Source organism: Streptomyces sp. NBC_00683, assembly GCF_036226745.1.
GTDB lineage: Bacteria > Actinomycetota > Actinomycetes > Streptomycetales > Streptomycetaceae > Streptomyces.
Map to the genome: position 1 here is coordinate 5,248,402 of NZ_CP109013.1, position 15,469 is coordinate 5,263,870.

Sequence of the window (15,469 nt, forward strand, 5' to 3'; positions counted from 1 at the left end):
GCTTGCGCGCACCCGGGGGCACCCGCGTGCGACGACAGGATCACCGCACCGGCGCCCAGGCATGAAATCATGGCGTCCCAAGCCAATCGGTGTTCTGCGAAGTGCCGTTGGCGGACAGCCTGTGACCTCAGGCCGTGGCCTTCAGGGGGAGGAACGATGGCGGACACCTTCGGGCCCGTGCGTGATACGAACGCTGCCGACGACGCAGCCGGTGCGGATGCCGGTGCGGACGGCGGCAGTTCCCGCAAGGAACCCATCCGGGTTCTTGTGGTCGATGACCATGCGCTGTTCCGCAGAGGTCTGGAGATCGTCCTCGCCCAGGAGGAGGACATCCAGGTCGTGGGCGAGGCGGGCGACGGTGCGGAGGCGGTCGACAAGGCCGCGGATCTGCTGCCGGACATCGTGCTGATGGACGTACGGATGCCCAAGCGCGGCGGCATCGAGGCCTGCACCTCCATCAAGGAGGTGGCACCCAGTGCAAAGATCATCATGCTGACGATCAGCGATGAGGAGGCCGACCTCTACGACGCGATCAAGGCGGGCGCCACCGGCTATCTCCTCAAGGAGATCTCCACCGACGAGGTGGCCACGGCCATTCGCGCGGTGGCGGACGGGCAGTCCCAGATCAGCCCGTCGATGGCATCCAAACTGCTCACCGAGTTCAAGTCGATGATTCAGCGCACCGACGAGCGCCGGCTGGTACCGGCACCGCGGCTCACCGAGCGGGAGCTCGAAGTTCTCAAGCTCGTGGCGACGGGGATGAACAACCGCGATATCGCCAAGGAATTGTTCATTTCCGAGAACACCGTCAAGAACCACGTCCGCAATATTCTGGAGAAGCTCCAGCTGCACTCCCGGATGGAAGCCGTGGTCTATGCCATGCGGGAGAAGATCCTCGAGATCAGATAGCGGTCGGCGCCGGGCTCCCGCCCGCAGACCTCACGCGAGGATGCGGGCGATTTCCGCCGTGAGCGGCTCCCGCAGTTCCGGGGCGTCGACCCGCTCCAGCCGGACATCCGTGCAGCCGACCCAGGACGCGGCTTCGACGAGCGCCTCGGCCATCGCGGGCACGGTCTTCCTGCTCTCCAGCGACACCTGGCGGGCGACCAGTGTGGTGCCCTCACGTGCCGGGTCGACCCTGCCCTGCAGACTGCCGCCCGCCAGCAGGGGCATCGCGAAGTAGCCGTGGATCCTCTTGGGCCTGGGCACGTACGCCTCCAGACGATGGGTGAAGCCGAAGATCCGCTCGGTGCGGGCCCGCTCCCAGATCAGCGAGTCGAACGGTGACAGAAGCGTCGTACGGTGCCGTCCGCGGGGCTCGGAGGCCAGTGCCTCCGGGTCCGCCCAGGCCGGCTTTGTCCAGCCCCGCACCGACACCGGGACCAGCCCCGAGTCCGCCACCACGGCGTCGAACTGCTCGCCCTTGAGCCGGTGGTAGTCCGCGATGTCGGCCCGGGTGCCGACACCCAGCGAACGGCCCGCCAGGGCCACCAGCCGGCGCAGGCACTCGGCGTCGTCCAGGTCGTCGTGGAGCACGGCCTCCGGAATCGCGCGCTCGGCCAGGTCGTAGACGCGCTTCCAGCTGCGCCGCTCCGTGCACACCACCTCGCCGTACATCAGGGCCCGTTCGACGGCGACCTTCGATGCCGACCAGTCCCACCACTCCCCGCCGTTCTTCGCGCCGCCGAGCTCGGTGGCCGTCAGCGGTCCCTCGGTGCGCAGCTGCTTGATCACCGTGTCGTACGCCCCGTCGGGCAGGTCGTGGTTCCAGTGGGGGCGGGCGCGGTAGGCGCGGCGGCGGAACGCGAAGTGCGGCCATTCCTCGACCGGCAGGATGCACGCGGCGTGCGACCAGTACTCGAACGAGCGGCCACCCGACCAGTACGCATCGTCGACCGTGCGCCGGCCGACGGCGCCGAGACGCGCGTAGGGCACGAGCTCGTGCGAGCGGGCCAGGACCGAGATCGTGTCGAGCTGGACGGCCCCGAGGTGGCGCAGCACCCCGGGCACTCCGCCCCGGCGGTCGGGGGCCCCCAGGAAGCCCTGGGCCCGCAGGGCGATCCGGCGCGCCTGGTCGGCGGAGAGTTCGAGGACGGGAGGCGGCGCAGACGTCATGCATCGAACCCTAGAGGGCCGCACTGACATCCCGCCCGGGTCCTCGGGACTGCTTGTGCCGCGGAGGGGGACCGGTTCAGGAGCGGGCCGGCAGATACGGCTGGGTGCCGGGCAGTCCCAGATCTGCCGGGATCAGCGACCCGGTCCAGGTGTCGCGCCGTATCCCCTTGTTGACCAGCGCGGACCGCTGCTCGCCCTCCATACGGAAGCCCGCACGCCGGGCGACCGCCCGGGACGGGTCGTTGCCGACCTCGGCACGCCATTCGAGGCGGTCCGCGGCGAGGGCGGTGAACGCCCAGTGGGCACCGCCGAGCACCGCTTCCGTCGTGAGGCCGAGGCCGCGGTGCTCCCGGGCCGTCCAGTAGCCCACCTCGTACGTTCCCGGGTGGCTCAGCCGGGTGAGGCCGAGGGCGCCGACGAGCGGGCCGTCGTCCCGCAGCACCACGGCGAAGTTGTACGCCGAGTCCTCCTGCCAGCCGGCCGGGGACAGTTTTCCGGTGAAGAGCTCCGCGTCGGCGCGGGTGTACGGGGAAGGAACGACCGTCCACCGCTGGATGTCCGGATCCTGGCAGGCGGTGTACGCCCTGTCCGCGTCCTTGGGCCCGAAGGGCCGCAGGACCAGGCGTTCCGTGGTGAGGGTGATCGGTTCCATGCGGGGATTGTGGTGTTCCGGAGCCCGGGAAGCGAGCACTTTTGGGGCTTCCCGGCACCTTCCGCACCTCTGGGCCGTTGTCCTGGAAGGGTGCGGCGGGGGCAACGCTGTGGCAGCCCTCCCGGCGCGGCGGGGTCCTCGCTTACGATGGCCGTTGCGGTGGGGCCGACCTGCCGTGCCCGCGCCAGAGTCCATTACACGACCCAGTGCCAGGCCCGACCGGCAAGGAGACCAGCCTCAGTGTCCGTCTTCAACAAGCTCATGCGTGCAGGCGAAGGCAAGATCCTGCGCAAACTGCACCGCATCGCGGACCAGGTCAGCTCCATCGAAGAGGACTTCGTCAACCTCTCCGACGCCGAGCTGCGGGCGCTCACCGACGAGTACAAGGAACGGTACGCGGACGGCGAGAGCCTGGACGACCTGCTTCCCGAAGCATTCGCGACCGTCCGTGAGGCCGCCAAGCGCGTCCTCGGACAGCGCCATTACGACGTTCAGATGATGGGCGGAGCCGCCCTGCACCTCGGCTACGTGGCCGAGATGAAGACCGGTGAGGGCAAGACCCTCGTCGGCACCCTGCCCGCTTATCTCAACGCACTCTCCGGCAAGGGAGTGCACCTGATCACGGTCAACGACTACCTGGCCGAGCGTGACTCCGAGATGATGGGCCGGGTCCACAAGTTCCTCGGTCTCGATGTCGGCTGCATCATCGCCAACATGACCCCGGCGCAGCGCCGTGAGCAGTACGCCTGCGACATCACGTACGGCACGAACAACGAGTTCGGCTTCGACTACCTCCGCGACAACATGGCGTGGTCCCAGGACGAGCTCGTCCAGCGCGGCCACAACTTCGCGATCGTGGACGAGGTCGACTCGATCCTCGTCGACGAGGCCCGTACGCCGCTGATCATCTCCGGCCCGGCCGACCAGGCCACCAAGTGGTACGGGGACTTCGCCAAGCTGGTCACGCGTCTCACCAAGGGTGAGGCGGGCAACCCGCTGAAGGGCATCGAGGAGACCGGCGACTACGAGGTCGACGAGAAGAAGCGGACCGTGGCCATCCACGAGCCCGGTGTCTCGAAGGTCGAGGACTGGCTCGGGATCGACAACCTCTACGAGTCGGTGAACACGCCGCTCGTCGGGTACCTCAACAACGCCATCAAGGCCAAGGAACTCTTCAAGAAGGACAAGGACTACGTCGTCATCGACGGCGAAGTCATGATCGTCGACGAGCACACCGGCCGTATCCTCGCGGGCCGCCGTTACAACGAGGGCATGCACCAGGCCATCGAGGCGAAGGAAGGGGTGGACATCAAGGACGAGAACCAGACCCTCGCCACGATCACCCTGCAGAACTTCTTCCGCCTCTACGGCAAGCTCTCGGGCATGACCGGTACGGCGATGACCGAGGCCGCCGAGTTCCACCAGATCTACAAGCTGGGCGTCGTGCCGATCCCGACGAACCGCCCGATGGTCCGTGCCGACCAGTCGGACCTGATCTACCGCACCGAGGTCGCGAAGTTCGCGGCGGTCGTCGACGACATCGCCGAGAAGCACGAGAAGGGGCAGCCGATCCTGGTCGGCACCACCTCGGTCGAGAAGTCCGAGTACCTCTCGCAGCAGCTCTCCAAGCGGGGTGTCCAGCACGAGGTGCTGAACGCCAAGCAGCACGACAGGGAAGCGCCGATCATCGCCCAGGCGGGCCGCAAGGGTGCCGTCACCGTCGCCACGAACATGGCCGGACGAGGCACCGACATCAAGCTCGGCGGCAACCCCGACGACCTCGCGGAGGCGGAGCTGCGCCAGCGTGGCCTCGACCCCGTCGAGCACGTCGAGGAGTGGGCCGCGGCGCTGCCCGCCGCGCTGGAGAAGGCCGAGCAGGCCGTCAAGGCCGAGCACGACGAGGTCAAGGACCTCGGTGGGCTCTACGTCCTGGGCACCGAGCGGCACGAGTCGCGGCGCATCGACAACCAGCTGCGCGGTCGTTCCGGCCGTCAGGGTGACCCGGGCGAGTCCCGGTTCTACCTCTCGCTGGGCGATGACCTGATGCGGCTGTTCAAGGCGCAGATGGTCGAGCGCGTCATGTCGATGGCGAACGTTCCCGACGACGTGCCGATCGAGAACAAGATGGTGACCCGCGCGATCGCCTCCGCGCAGTCGCAGGTCGAGCAGCAGAACTTCGAGACGCGTAAGAACGTCCTGAAGTACGACGAGGTGCTCAACCGGCAGCGCGAGGTCATCTACGGCGAGCGTCGTCGTGTCCTGGAGGGTGAGGATCTGCAGGACCAGATCCGTCACTTCATGGACGACACGATCGACGACTACATCCGGCAGGAGACCGCCGAGGGCTTCGCCGAGGAGTGGGACCTGGACCGGCTGTGGGGTGCCTTCAAGCAGCTCTACCCGGTGAAGGTCTCGGTCGCCGAGCTCGAGGACGCCGCGGGTGACCTGGCCGGGGTCACGGCCGATTTCATCGCCGAGTCGGTCAAGGACGACATCCACGAGCAGTACGAGGAGCGCGAGAAGTCGCTCGGCTCGGACATCATGCGCGAGCTGGAGCGGCGCGTGGTCCTGTCCGTCCTGGACCGCAAGTGGCGTGAGCACCTCTACGAGATGGACTATCTCCAGGAGGGCATCGGCCTGCGTGCCATGGCGCAGAAGGACCCGCTGGTCGAGTACCAGCGCGAGGGCTTCGACATGTTCAACGCCATGATGGAGGGCATCAAGGAGGAGTCCGTCGGCTACCTGTTCAACCTGGAGGTTCAGGTCGAGCAGCAGGTCGAGGAGGTTCCGGTGCAGGACGCGGCGGAGCGGACCTCCCTCTCGAAGCAGGAAGCACCTGTGGCGGCCGCCGCGCGTCCGGAGATCCGGGCCAAGGGACTGGACGCCCCGCAGCGTCCGGACCGGCTGCACTTCTCCGCTCCCACGGTGGACGGGGAGGGCGGCATCGTCGAGGGCGACTTCTCCAACGGTGACAGTGACCGGTCCGAGGGTGACGGGATGACGCGTGCGGAGCGCCGCAAGGCGCAGAAGAGCGGTGGCGGCGGCGGGCGTCGCCGCAAGAAGTAGCGCTCATCGTTGAAGGGCCTGGGCCGGACACCACGTGGTGTCCGGCCCAGGCCGTTTCTGCGGGCCGGTGGAGGCCTTGTGGCCGCCGGGCCTGTTGGCCCATGCGTGCCTGCCCGCAGGCCCGCGTGCCAGGCCCGCGTGCCAGGCCCGTGCCAGGCCCGTGCCAGGCCCGTGCCAGGCCCGTGCTGGCCCGTGCTGGCCCGTGCTGGCCCGTGCTGGCCCGTGCTGGCCCCCGCGGTCCGGGTGGCGTTGTGGTGCTGGGTTGCGGGAGCCTGCACGCGGTTGTCGTGTCCTCAATCGCCGGACGGGCTTGATTTGCTCCTGCCCGGTCCTCGGGTGCGGGTGAGGGCTATCCGACGGCCGTGAGGCGTTCGCCGCCGAGGTCCACCGCGGCGCAGCGCCAGCGGAGGTCGGGGCCCTGTTCCAGGCGGAAGGCCATGGCGCGGACCTGTTCTCCGGTGGCGATGCTGGCGAAGGCCTCGACCACCCCCGTGGCCGGCTGGGTGCCGTGGCAGGTGCGTACGACGGGACGCCTGCTCCCCGCGCCGAGCGGGGCGCCCGGAGCGAGTTCGGCCAGCTGGTCGTAGGCCTCGCCGATCGTGTGGCCGAGCATCCAGTGCACCGGGCGCTGGCCGCTGAGGACGGCGAGCAGGCGCTCTGCGAACCACTGGTGCGGGCGCAGCGGCTGCCGGGGCCGGTGGGGTGCCCGCTGCGGCGGTACGGTGCCCGGCCTGGACCGGTCGCGTCGTCCGGCGGGCCTGGTCTTGTCCGTGCTCATGGTCATAGCCCCCGTGCTGTCCGGAGCCCGGTCGCATACCGATCGATACCGGGCGGTAACTTCTGTTGGGGACCTTCTACGGGGACGGCCCCCCGGCCCGCAACCCGCTCCCGGGCCGGGACGGGCCGCCGGAGAGATCACCTATCCGGGTGGCGGGCCCCGCGCCGCAAGGGGAACGGCGGGGGTGACGGCCGTTGCGGGGTGGACAGGAGGGGGCGGCTCGCGAACCCCGATGGGGGACCTCCCACGTATCCTGAGGACGTCGTCGACTACGAAAGCGGTCAGCCATGCGTGTGTACGTCCCTCTGACCCTCTCCGGTCTCGCAGCGGCACACGGGGCGGGCGAGGTCGGTCCCGGGCCGCTGACCGCCTATGCGGTGACTCCGGGGCTGCGTGAGTGGTACGTCTCCGACGACATCGAGGAGCTGGAGTACGCGGCGCTCAACCGGGCCGCCTCCGCCTCCCTGCGGCTGATCGCCGGGAAGCCCGACGAGCCCCGGCGCCGGGTGGTCGTCGCGCTCGACGTGGCGGACGGGGCAGCGGTCGCCGATCCGGATCACATCCTGGACGCGGCGTCGCTCGGAGAGGTGCGGATCGCGGACCCCGTGGCCCTGTCGAAGGCCGCCGCCGTGCATGTGGACGCCGACGACGCCGAGAAGGACGTCGCGGCGGCAGCGGCAGCCCTGGGGGCCGCGGACCTCGGTGACGACGACGCGCAGTTCACGGTGGACGGTGCGGAGGACCACGAGCTGCTGTGGTTCGGGATCCAGGAGATCCCCGGCCTGATCGGCTGAGTGTCGTACCCGGCGAGTATTTTTCTTTCCATGGCGACTCCGGGTACGCAACACACTCATCTGGTCTGGGACTGGAACGGCACACTGCTCGACGACATCCACGCGGTCATCGGGGCGACGAACGCCGCCTTCGCGGAGATCGACCTGGCGCCGATCACGCTGGAGCAGTACCGCGAGATGTACTGCGTGCCGATACCCAAGTTCTACGAGCGTCTGCTCGGCCGGCTGCCCACCGAGGCGGAGTGGGACCGCATGGACGGCATCTTCCACCGCCACTACGCCGAGCAGCGCGTCGCCTGCGCGCTGACCGAGGGCGTCGAGGAGCTGCTGGCGCAGTGGCGGCGGGCGGGCCACAGCCAGTCGCTGCTCAGCATGTACGGCCACGAGCAGCTGGTGCCGGTGGTGCGGGGGTACGGCATCGAGAGCCACTTCGTGCGCGTCGACGGCCGCACCGGGCCGTCCGGCGGGAGCAAGGCCGAGCACATGGAGCGGCACTTCGTGGCACTGGAGGAGACCGCCCGGATATCGCCCGAGCGCGCGGTGGTCATCGGGGACGCGGTGGACGATGCCGTGGCCGCGGCCCATGTCGGGGCGCGTGCGGTGCTCTACACCGGTGGTTCGCACAGCCGTAGCAGCCTGGAGGCGGCGGGGGTGCCGGTGGTGGACACCCTGGCGGAGGCTGTCGCACTGGCCGAACTGATGGGTGTCTGAGCGGGGGACCGACGGGCCCGCGAGGCCTGTGGGGTCGGCCGGATCCGGCGGGCGGGGCGTGACGCCTCGGCCGGTACGTACCGGAACGCCCCGGCGCGATGTCCAGAGTGTCAAAGTTCGGGTTCGTATTTTGTACATATGCGGCTCATGACGGTTGTGGGTGCCGGGGGGATAGCCTGGTGCCGTGATCAGCGCGATACGCCTCGGGGGCAGCGAAGCCCCCGGCCTACGCCCGGAGTGCTACAGCACCCGGGCGATCCGCGATCTCCGAACCCCGGGCCGACTGCCAAAAATGGCCAATATGGTCCCGGGTATCTCCCATGGCGGCATAGCGTCGACCGAGACCGGAAACCCCGTGTCGTGGCGGTACGTCGTCTTTTCTCACCTACGTCACGCAACGGCGCGCGACAGGAGCCAGAGGACATGCAGACCAAGCTGGACGAAGCCAAGGCCGAGCTGCTCGCACGGGCGGCCCGGGTAGCTGACAACAGTCCGGGCGGTGGTGTCGGCGGCCCGGTGGGTACCCCCCGGGTGCGCCTTGCCGAGGCCGGCAGCGGGGCCGATCAGAGTGAGCGGCCGGGCCAGGACATGCTGCTCGCCTACCTCCAGCGCTACTACCTGCACACCGCTCCGGAGGACGTCACCGGCCGCGACCCGGTCGATCTCTTCGGGGCTGCCTCTTCCCACTACCGCCTCGCGGAGAACCGCCCGCAGGGCACCGCGAACGTCCGGGTGCACACCCCGACGGTCGAGGAGAACGGCTGGACGTCCAGCCACTCCGTCGTCGAGGTGGTCACCGACGACATGCCGTTCCTGGTCGACTCGGTCACCAACGAGCTGTCCCGGCAGGGCCGGGGCATCCACCTCGTGATCCATCCGCAGGTCGTCGTCCGCCGCGACGTCACGGGCAAGCTCATCGAGGTCCTCGCCGACGACAGGCACCGGGCCACCGGTGTGAAGAGGGGCAAGGGCCGCAAGGAGGCCAAGGCCGAGCTGCCGCACGACGCGCTCGTCGAGTCGTGGATCCACGTCGAGATCGACCGGGAGACCGACCGCGCCGACCTGAAGCAGATCACCGCCGATCTGCTCCGCGTCCTGTCCGATGTGCGGGAGACCGTCGAGGACTGGGAGAAGATGCGCGACGCCGCCCTGCGGATCGCCGACGAGCTCCCCGCCGAGCCCCTGGACGAGCTCGGTGACGAAGAGGTCGAGGAGGCCCGCGAGCTGCTGCGCTGGCTCGCCGCCGACCACTTCACCTTCCTGGGCTACCGCGAGTACGAGCTCAGGGAGAGCGACGCGCTGACCGTCGTCGCCGGCACCGGACTCGGCATCCTGCGCTCCGACCCGCCGCACAGCGAGGACGAGGCGCACCCGGTGAGCCCCTCCTTCGACCGGCTGCCCGCCGACGCCCGAGCCAAGGCCCGTGAGCACAAGCTGCTGGTCCTGACGAAGGCCAACAGCCGCGCGACCGTCCACCGTCCCAGCTACCTCGACTACGTCGGGGTGAAGAAGTTCGACGCCGACGGCAACGTCATCGGTGAGCGCCGCTTCCTCGGACTGTTCTCGTCCGCCGCGTACACCGAGTCCGTACGCCGGGTGCCGGTCGTGCGCCGCAAGGTCGCCGAGGTGCTCGAGGGCGCGGGCTTCACGCCCCACAGCCACGACGGCCGCGACCTGCTGCAGATCCTGGAGACGTACCCGCGCGACGAGCTCTTCCAGACGCCCGTCGACCAGCTGCGCTCCATCGTCACCTCCGTGCTCTACCTCCAGGAGCGCCGCAGACTGCGGCTGTACCTGCGCCAGGACGAGTACGGGCGCTACTACTCCGCGCTCGTCTATCTGCCGCGCGACCGCTACACCACCGGTGTGCGGCTCCGGCTGATCGACATCCTCAAGGAGGAACTGGGCGGTACCAACGTCGACTTCACCGCCTGGAACACGGAGTCGATCCTCTCCCGGCTGCACTTCGTCATCCGGGTCCCGCCGGGCACCGAGCTGCAGCACCTCACCGACGCGGACGCCGACCGCATCGAGGCCCGCCTCGTCGAGGCTGCCCGCTCCTGGGCCGACGGCTTCCAGGAAGCACTGAACGCCGAGTGCGGCGAGGAACGCGCCGCCGAGCTGCTGCGCCGCTACGGGCACTCCTTCCCCGAGGGCTACAAGGCCGACCACTCGCCGCGCGCCGCCGTGGCCGACCTGGTCCACCTCGAAGCGCTCAAGAGCGAGCGGAAGGACTTCGCGCTCAGCCTGTACGAGCCGGTCGGTGTCGGCCCCGGCGAGCGCCGCTTCAAGATCTACCGAATCGGCGAGCAGGTCTCCCTCTCCGCCGTGCTCCCCGCGCTCCAGCGGCTCGGCGTCGAGGTCGTCGACGAACGTCCGTACGAGCTGCGCTGTGCGGACCGTACGCACGCCTGGGTCTACGACTTCGGTCTGCGCATGCCCAAGGCCGCGGGCAACGGCGGCTACCTCGCCGACGACGCGCGGGAGCGTTTCCAGGAGGCCTTCGCCGCCGTCTGGACCGGCAAGGCGGAGAACGACGGCTTCAACTCCCTCGTGCTGGGCGCCGGGCTCGACTGGCGTCAGGCGATGGTGCTGCGTGCCTACGCGAAGTACCTGCGCCAGGCGGGTTCGACCTTCAGCCAGGACTACATGGAGGACACCCTCCACAACAACGTCCACACCACCCGGCTGCTGATCTCCCTCTTCGAGGCCCGGATGTCGCCGAGCCGCCAGAAGGCCGGCACGGAGCTGATCGACGGGCTGCTGGAGGAGCTGGACGGGGCCCTGGACCAGGTCGCCTCGCTCGACGAGGACCGGATCCTGCGCTCCTTCCTCACCGTCATCAAGGCCACGCTGCGGACCAACTTCTTCCAGCTGGCCGACGACCACGAGCCGCACGACTACATCTCGATGAAGTTCGACCCGCAGGCCATCCCGGACCTCCCCGCGCCCCGCCCGGCGTTCGAGATCTGGGTGTACTCGCCTCGTGTCGAGGGTGTCCACCTGCGCTTCGGCAAGGTCGCCCGCGGTGGTCTGCGCTGGTCGGACCGGCGGGAGGACTTCCGTACGGAGATCCTCGGCCTGGTCAAGGCGCAGATGGTCAAGAACACCGTGATCGTGCCGGTCGGCGCCAAGGGCGGCTTCGTCGCCAAGCAGCTCCCGGACCCGTCCGTCGACCGTGACGCCTGGATGGCGGAGGGCATCGCCTCCTACAAGACGTTCATCTCGGCGCTGCTCGACATCACCGACAACATGGTGATGGGCGAGGTCGTGGCACCCGCCGATGTCGTGCGCCACGACGAGGACGACACCTATCTCGTCGTCGCCGCAGACAAGGGAACGGCGAAGTTCTCCGACATCGCCAACGACGTCGCCGTCGCGTACGGCTTCTGGCTCGGCGACGCCTTCGCCTCCGGCGGCTCCGCCGGCTACGACCACAAGGGCATGGGCATCACGGCCCGCGGTGCCTGGGAGTCCGTCGAGCGGCACTTCCGCGAGCTGGGCCACGACACCCAGACCGAGGACTTCACCGTCGTCGGCGTCGGCGACATGTCCGGTGACGTGTTCGGCAACGGCATGCTGCTCTCCGAGCACATCCGGCTGGTCGCCGCCTTCGACCACCGGCACATCATCATCGACCCGAACCCGGACGCCGCCACCTCGTACGCCGAGCGGCGCCGCCTCTTCGACCTGCCCCGCAGCTCCTGGGCCGACTACAACAAGGACCTGCTCTCCGCAGGCGGCGGGATCCACCCGCGTACCGCGAAGTCGATCCCGATCAACGCGCACATCCGGGAGGCCCTCGGCATCGAGTCGAAGGTCGCCAAGATGACGCCCGCCGAGCTGATGCAGAACATCCTCAAGGCGTCGGTCGACCTCGTGTGGAACGGCGGCATCGGTACGTACATCAAGTCGACCGCCGAGTCGAACGCCGATGTCGGCGACAAGGCCAACGACGCGATCCGGGTCAACGGTGAGGACCTGCGCGCCCGGGTCGTCGGCGAGGGCGGCAACCTCGGGGCCACTCAGCTCGGCCGCATCGAGTTCGCCCGGGCCGGCGGCCGGATCAACACCGACGCGATCGACAACAGCGCCGGTGTGGACACCTCCGACCACGAGGTGAACATCAAGATCCTGCTCAACGGCCTGGTCCGGGACGGCGACATGACCGTCAAGCAGCGGAACAAGCTGCTCGCCGAGATGACCGACGAGGTCGGCCGACTGGTCCTGCGCAACAACTACGCGCAGAACATCGCCCTCTCCAACGCCTGTGCCCAGGCACCGTCACTGCTCCACGCCCAGCAGCGCTTCATGCGCAGGCTCGGACGCGACGGGCACCTGGACCGGGCGCTCGAGTTCCTGCCGAACGACCGGCAGATCCGTGAACTGCTCAACCACGGCAAGGGCCTGAGCCAGCCCGAGCTCGCCGTGCTGATCGCGTACACCAAGATCACGGCGGCCGACGAGCTGATCTCGACCAGCCTGCCGGACGACGCGCATCTGCAGAAGCTGGTGCACGCCTACTTCCCCGAGCAGCTGAGCGAACGCTTCCCCGAGGCCGTCGACGGGCACGCGCTGCGCCGCGAGATCATCACGACGGTGCTGGTCAACGACACCGTGAACACCGCGGGTTCGACGTTCCTGCACCGGCTGCGGGAGGAGACCGGGGCGTCGCTGGAGGAAATCGTGCGGGCGCAGTTCGCCGCCCGTGAGATCTTCGGACTCTCCCAGGTGTGGGACGCCGTCGAGGCGCTCGACAACCAGGTGGCCGCCGATGTGCAGACCCGGATCCGCCTGCACTCCCGCCGGCTCGTCGAGCGTGGTGCGCGCTGGCTGCTCGGCAACCGGCCGCAGCCGGTCGAGATCGCGCAGACCGTCGAGTTCTTCCGCGACGGTGTCGGGCGGGTCTGGAACGAGCTGCCCAAGCTGCTCAGGGGCGCCGACCTCGAGTGGTACCGGTCGATCCTCGACGAACTCACCTCGGTGGGGGTCCCCGAGGAGCTGGCGGTGCGGGTGGCCGGGTTCTCCTCGGCCTTCCCGGCGCTGGACATCGTGGCGATCGCGGACCGTACGGGCAAGGACGCGCTGTCGGTGGCCGAGGTCTACTACGACCTCGCGGACCGGCTGGGCATCACTCAGCTGATGGACCGGATCATCGAACTGCCGCGCGCCGACCGGTGGCAGTCCATGGCCCGCGCCTCCATCCGTGAGGACCTGTACGCGGCGCACGCCGCGCTGACGTCGGACGTACTGTCCGCCGGCAACGGGACGTCGACGCCCGAGCAGCGGTTCAAGGACTGGGAGGAGAAGAACGCGGCGATCCTGACGCGGTCGCGCTCCACCCTGGAGGAGATCCAGGGCTCGGACTCCTTCGACCTGGCGAACCTGTCGGTGGCCATGCGGACGATGAGGACTCTGCTGCGTACGCACGCGTGAGGGAGGGCGGCCGCAGGCCGCCACGACCACGACCGCCGGACGGGCCCATCGGCCCGTCCGGCGGTCGTGTCACTTCTTGGACTTCGCGGGGGCGGTGAACTTCTCGTACTCCGCCACGACGTCCTTGGCCGGACCGTCCATCCGCAGCGTGCCCGCCTCCAGCCAGAGCGCCCGGTCGCAGGTGTCGGTGATCGACCGGTTGCTGTGGCTGACGAGGAAGACCGTGCCGGCCTCCTTGCGGAGCTCCAGGATCCGGTCCTTGCTGCGCCGCTGGAACTTCGCGTCGCCCGTGGACAGGGCCTCGTCGATCAGGAGGACGTCATGGCTCTTGGCGGCTGCGATCGAGAAGCGCAGCCGGGCACCCATGCCGGAGGAGTACGTCCGCATCGGCAGCGTGATGAAGTCGCCCTTCTCGTTGATGCCGGAGAAGTCGACGATGTCCTGGTAGCGCTCGCGGATCTGCTCGCGCGTCATGCCCATGGCCAGCCCGCCGAGGACGACGTTGCGCTCCCCGGTCAGGTCGCTCATCAGGGCGGCGTTCACGCCGAGGAGCGAGGGCTGGCCCTGGGTGTGGACCCGGCCCTTCGTCGGGGGCAGCAGACCGGCGATGGCCTTGAGGAGCGTCGACTTGCCGGATCCGTTGGAACCGATCAGGCCGATGGCCTCGCCCTTGTACGCGGCGAAGCTGACGCCCTTCACGGCGTGCACCTGGCGGGCGCCGCGCGGCTGCCCGCGCGACACGATCCGGTTCAGGGCGGAGGTGGCGCTGCCCCTCCCGGTGCGGGCGCCGTTGACCGTGTAGGTGATGTGGACGTCGTCGACGACGACGGTGGGAACTCGCATGTCCATTTCGGGGGTGTCAGCCACGTCCGTACCGCTCCTCGGCCTTCCAGAAGTACACGAAACCGCCGATCCCGCAGACGAGCGCCCAGCCCGTCGCGACGGCCCACACGTGCGGGGGCAGCTGCGCCCCGGTGAAGCTGTCGATGAGCGCGTACCGCATCAGGTCGATGTAGACGGCGGCGGGATTGCACTCGAGGGCCAGCAGGACGAACTGCGGGACCCGGTCGCCGGTCAGCAGTGTGTCGAGGCTCCACATCACGCCCGACGCGTACATCCACGTCCGCAGGACGAAGGGCATCAGCTGGGCGATGTCGGGGGTCTTCGCGGCCAGCCGTGCCATGACCATGGAGATCCCCGTGTTGAACAGGGCCTGCAGGGCGAGCGCCGGGATCGCCAGCAGCCAGGACGGCCGCGGGTACTGGCCGAACACGAGCAGGATCATGAAGAGCGCGCCCAGCGAGAACAGCAGCTGCTGGAGCTGCTGGAGGGCCAGGGCGATCGGCAGGGAGGCGCGCGGGAAGTGCAGGGCGCGCACGAGTCCGGTGTTGCCGCTGATGGCCCGGGTGCCCGCCGTGATCGAGCTGGAGGTGAAGGTCCAGATGAAGACGCCGGTGACGAGGAAGGGCACGTAGTCGGGGACTCCGTGCTTGGTGTTCATCAGGACGCCGAAGATGAAGTAGTAGACCGTCGCGTTCAGCAGCGGGGTCATGATCTGCCAGATCTGGCCGAGCTTCGCCTGGCTGTACTGCGCGGTCAGCTTGGCGGTGGCGAACGCGGTGATGAAGTGCCTGCGCCCCCAGAGCTGCCGGACGTACTCCCCGAGCGAGGGCCGGGCCCCGCTGACGGTCAGCCCGTGCCGGGCGGCGAGCGCGGCCAGCTCACCGGGTGCGTGGACGGGGAGGAGGAGGGGGGAAGCGGGGTCCACCGGGGCCGGCGGGGCTGCTGTCTGGCTCACCACGATCGCTTTCGACGGAGGCAGGAGGAACAGGGCGAGGCGGATTCGGCGGATGGGACGGCACCGTATCGTCGCAACGCTGACACTAGGACGTTTGTACGTCGCAACGCAACCGTTTC

At 69.1% G+C, this 15,469-nt stretch carries 10 protein-coding genes; 5 read left to right on the top strand and 5 right to left on the bottom strand.

Annotated elements, in window-relative coordinates; translation table 11 throughout:
• Positions 1–156 precede the first annotated feature (156 nt).
• Positions 157–909 carry a response regulator transcription factor gene (locus OG257_RS23475; RefSeq protein WP_329210406.1) on the top strand — a complete coding sequence of 251 codons (753 nt, stop codon included), beginning with the start codon at positions 157–159 and terminating at the stop codon, positions 907–909.
• A 30-nt stretch (positions 910–939) separates the two neighbouring features.
• On the opposite strand, the gene OG257_RS23480 is transcribed toward OG257_RS23475, so the two are convergent.
• Both OG257_RS23480 and OG257_RS23485 read right to left on the bottom strand, forming a co-directional pair.
• The gene (locus tag OG257_RS23480; protein ID WP_329210407.1) at positions 940–2,115 is read right to left on the bottom strand and encodes a winged helix-turn-helix domain-containing protein; all 1,176 of its coding nucleotides are present in this window, start codon (positions 2,113–2,115) and stop codon (positions 940–942) included.
• Positions 2,116–2,191: 76 nt separating this feature from the next.
• The gene (locus OG257_RS23485) at positions 2,192–2,767 is read right to left on the bottom strand and encodes a GNAT family N-acetyltransferase (RefSeq protein WP_329210409.1); all 576 of its coding nucleotides are present in this window, start codon (positions 2,765–2,767) and stop codon (positions 2,192–2,194) included.
• Positions 2,768–3,007: 240 nt separating this feature from the next.
• On the opposite strand from OG257_RS23485, the gene secA reads away from it, so the two are divergent.
• Complete coding sequence (gene secA, locus OG257_RS23490) at positions 3,008–5,833, top strand: preprotein translocase subunit SecA (RefSeq protein WP_329210411.1); 2,826 nt, start codon at positions 3,008–3,010, stop codon at positions 5,831–5,833.
• Positions 5,834–6,182: 349 nt separating this feature from the next.
• On the opposite strand, the gene OG257_RS23495 is transcribed toward secA, so the two are convergent.
• Complete coding sequence (locus OG257_RS23495) at positions 6,183–6,611, bottom strand: Rv3235 family protein (RefSeq protein ID WP_329215313.1); 429 nt, start codon at positions 6,609–6,611, stop codon at positions 6,183–6,185.
• 287 nt (positions 6,612–6,898) lie between these two features.
• Between OG257_RS23495 and OG257_RS23500 the strand changes: the two genes are divergently transcribed.
• The 3 genes from OG257_RS23500 to OG257_RS23510 all read left to right on the top strand — a co-directional run bounded on the left by OG257_RS23500 (position 6,899) and on the right by OG257_RS23510 (position 13,552).
• On the top strand, positions 6,899–7,405 hold the full coding sequence (locus tag OG257_RS23500) for a DUF6912 family protein (protein WP_329210413.1): 507 nt from the start codon (positions 6,899–6,901) through the stop codon (positions 7,403–7,405).
• Between the two features lie 30 nt (positions 7,406–7,435).
• The gene (locus tag OG257_RS23505) at positions 7,436–8,116 is read left to right on the top strand and encodes an HAD family hydrolase (protein ID WP_329210415.1); all 681 of its coding nucleotides are present in this window, start codon (positions 7,436–7,438) and stop codon (positions 8,114–8,116) included.
• Positions 8,117–8,539: 423 nt separating this feature from the next.
• Positions 8,540–13,552: an NAD-glutamate dehydrogenase gene (locus OG257_RS23510; RefSeq protein ID WP_329210417.1), complete on the top strand. Its 5,013-nt coding sequence runs from the start codon at positions 8,540–8,542 to the stop codon at positions 13,550–13,552.
• 69 nt (positions 13,553–13,621) lie between these two features.
• Here the strand turns inward: OG257_RS23510 and OG257_RS23515 are convergent, their stop codons facing one another.
• A complete protein-coding gene (locus OG257_RS23515) occupies positions 13,622–14,401 on the bottom strand; it encodes an ABC transporter ATP-binding protein (protein ID WP_329215315.1) in 780 nt (259 codons plus the stop codon).
• Between the two features lie 10 nt (positions 14,402–14,411).
• Positions 14,412–15,353, bottom strand: a complete 942-nt coding sequence (locus OG257_RS23520) for an ABC transporter permease (RefSeq protein WP_329210419.1) — start codon at positions 15,351–15,353, stop codon at positions 14,412–14,414.
• Between the last annotated feature and the right edge of the window lie 116 nt (positions 15,354–15,469).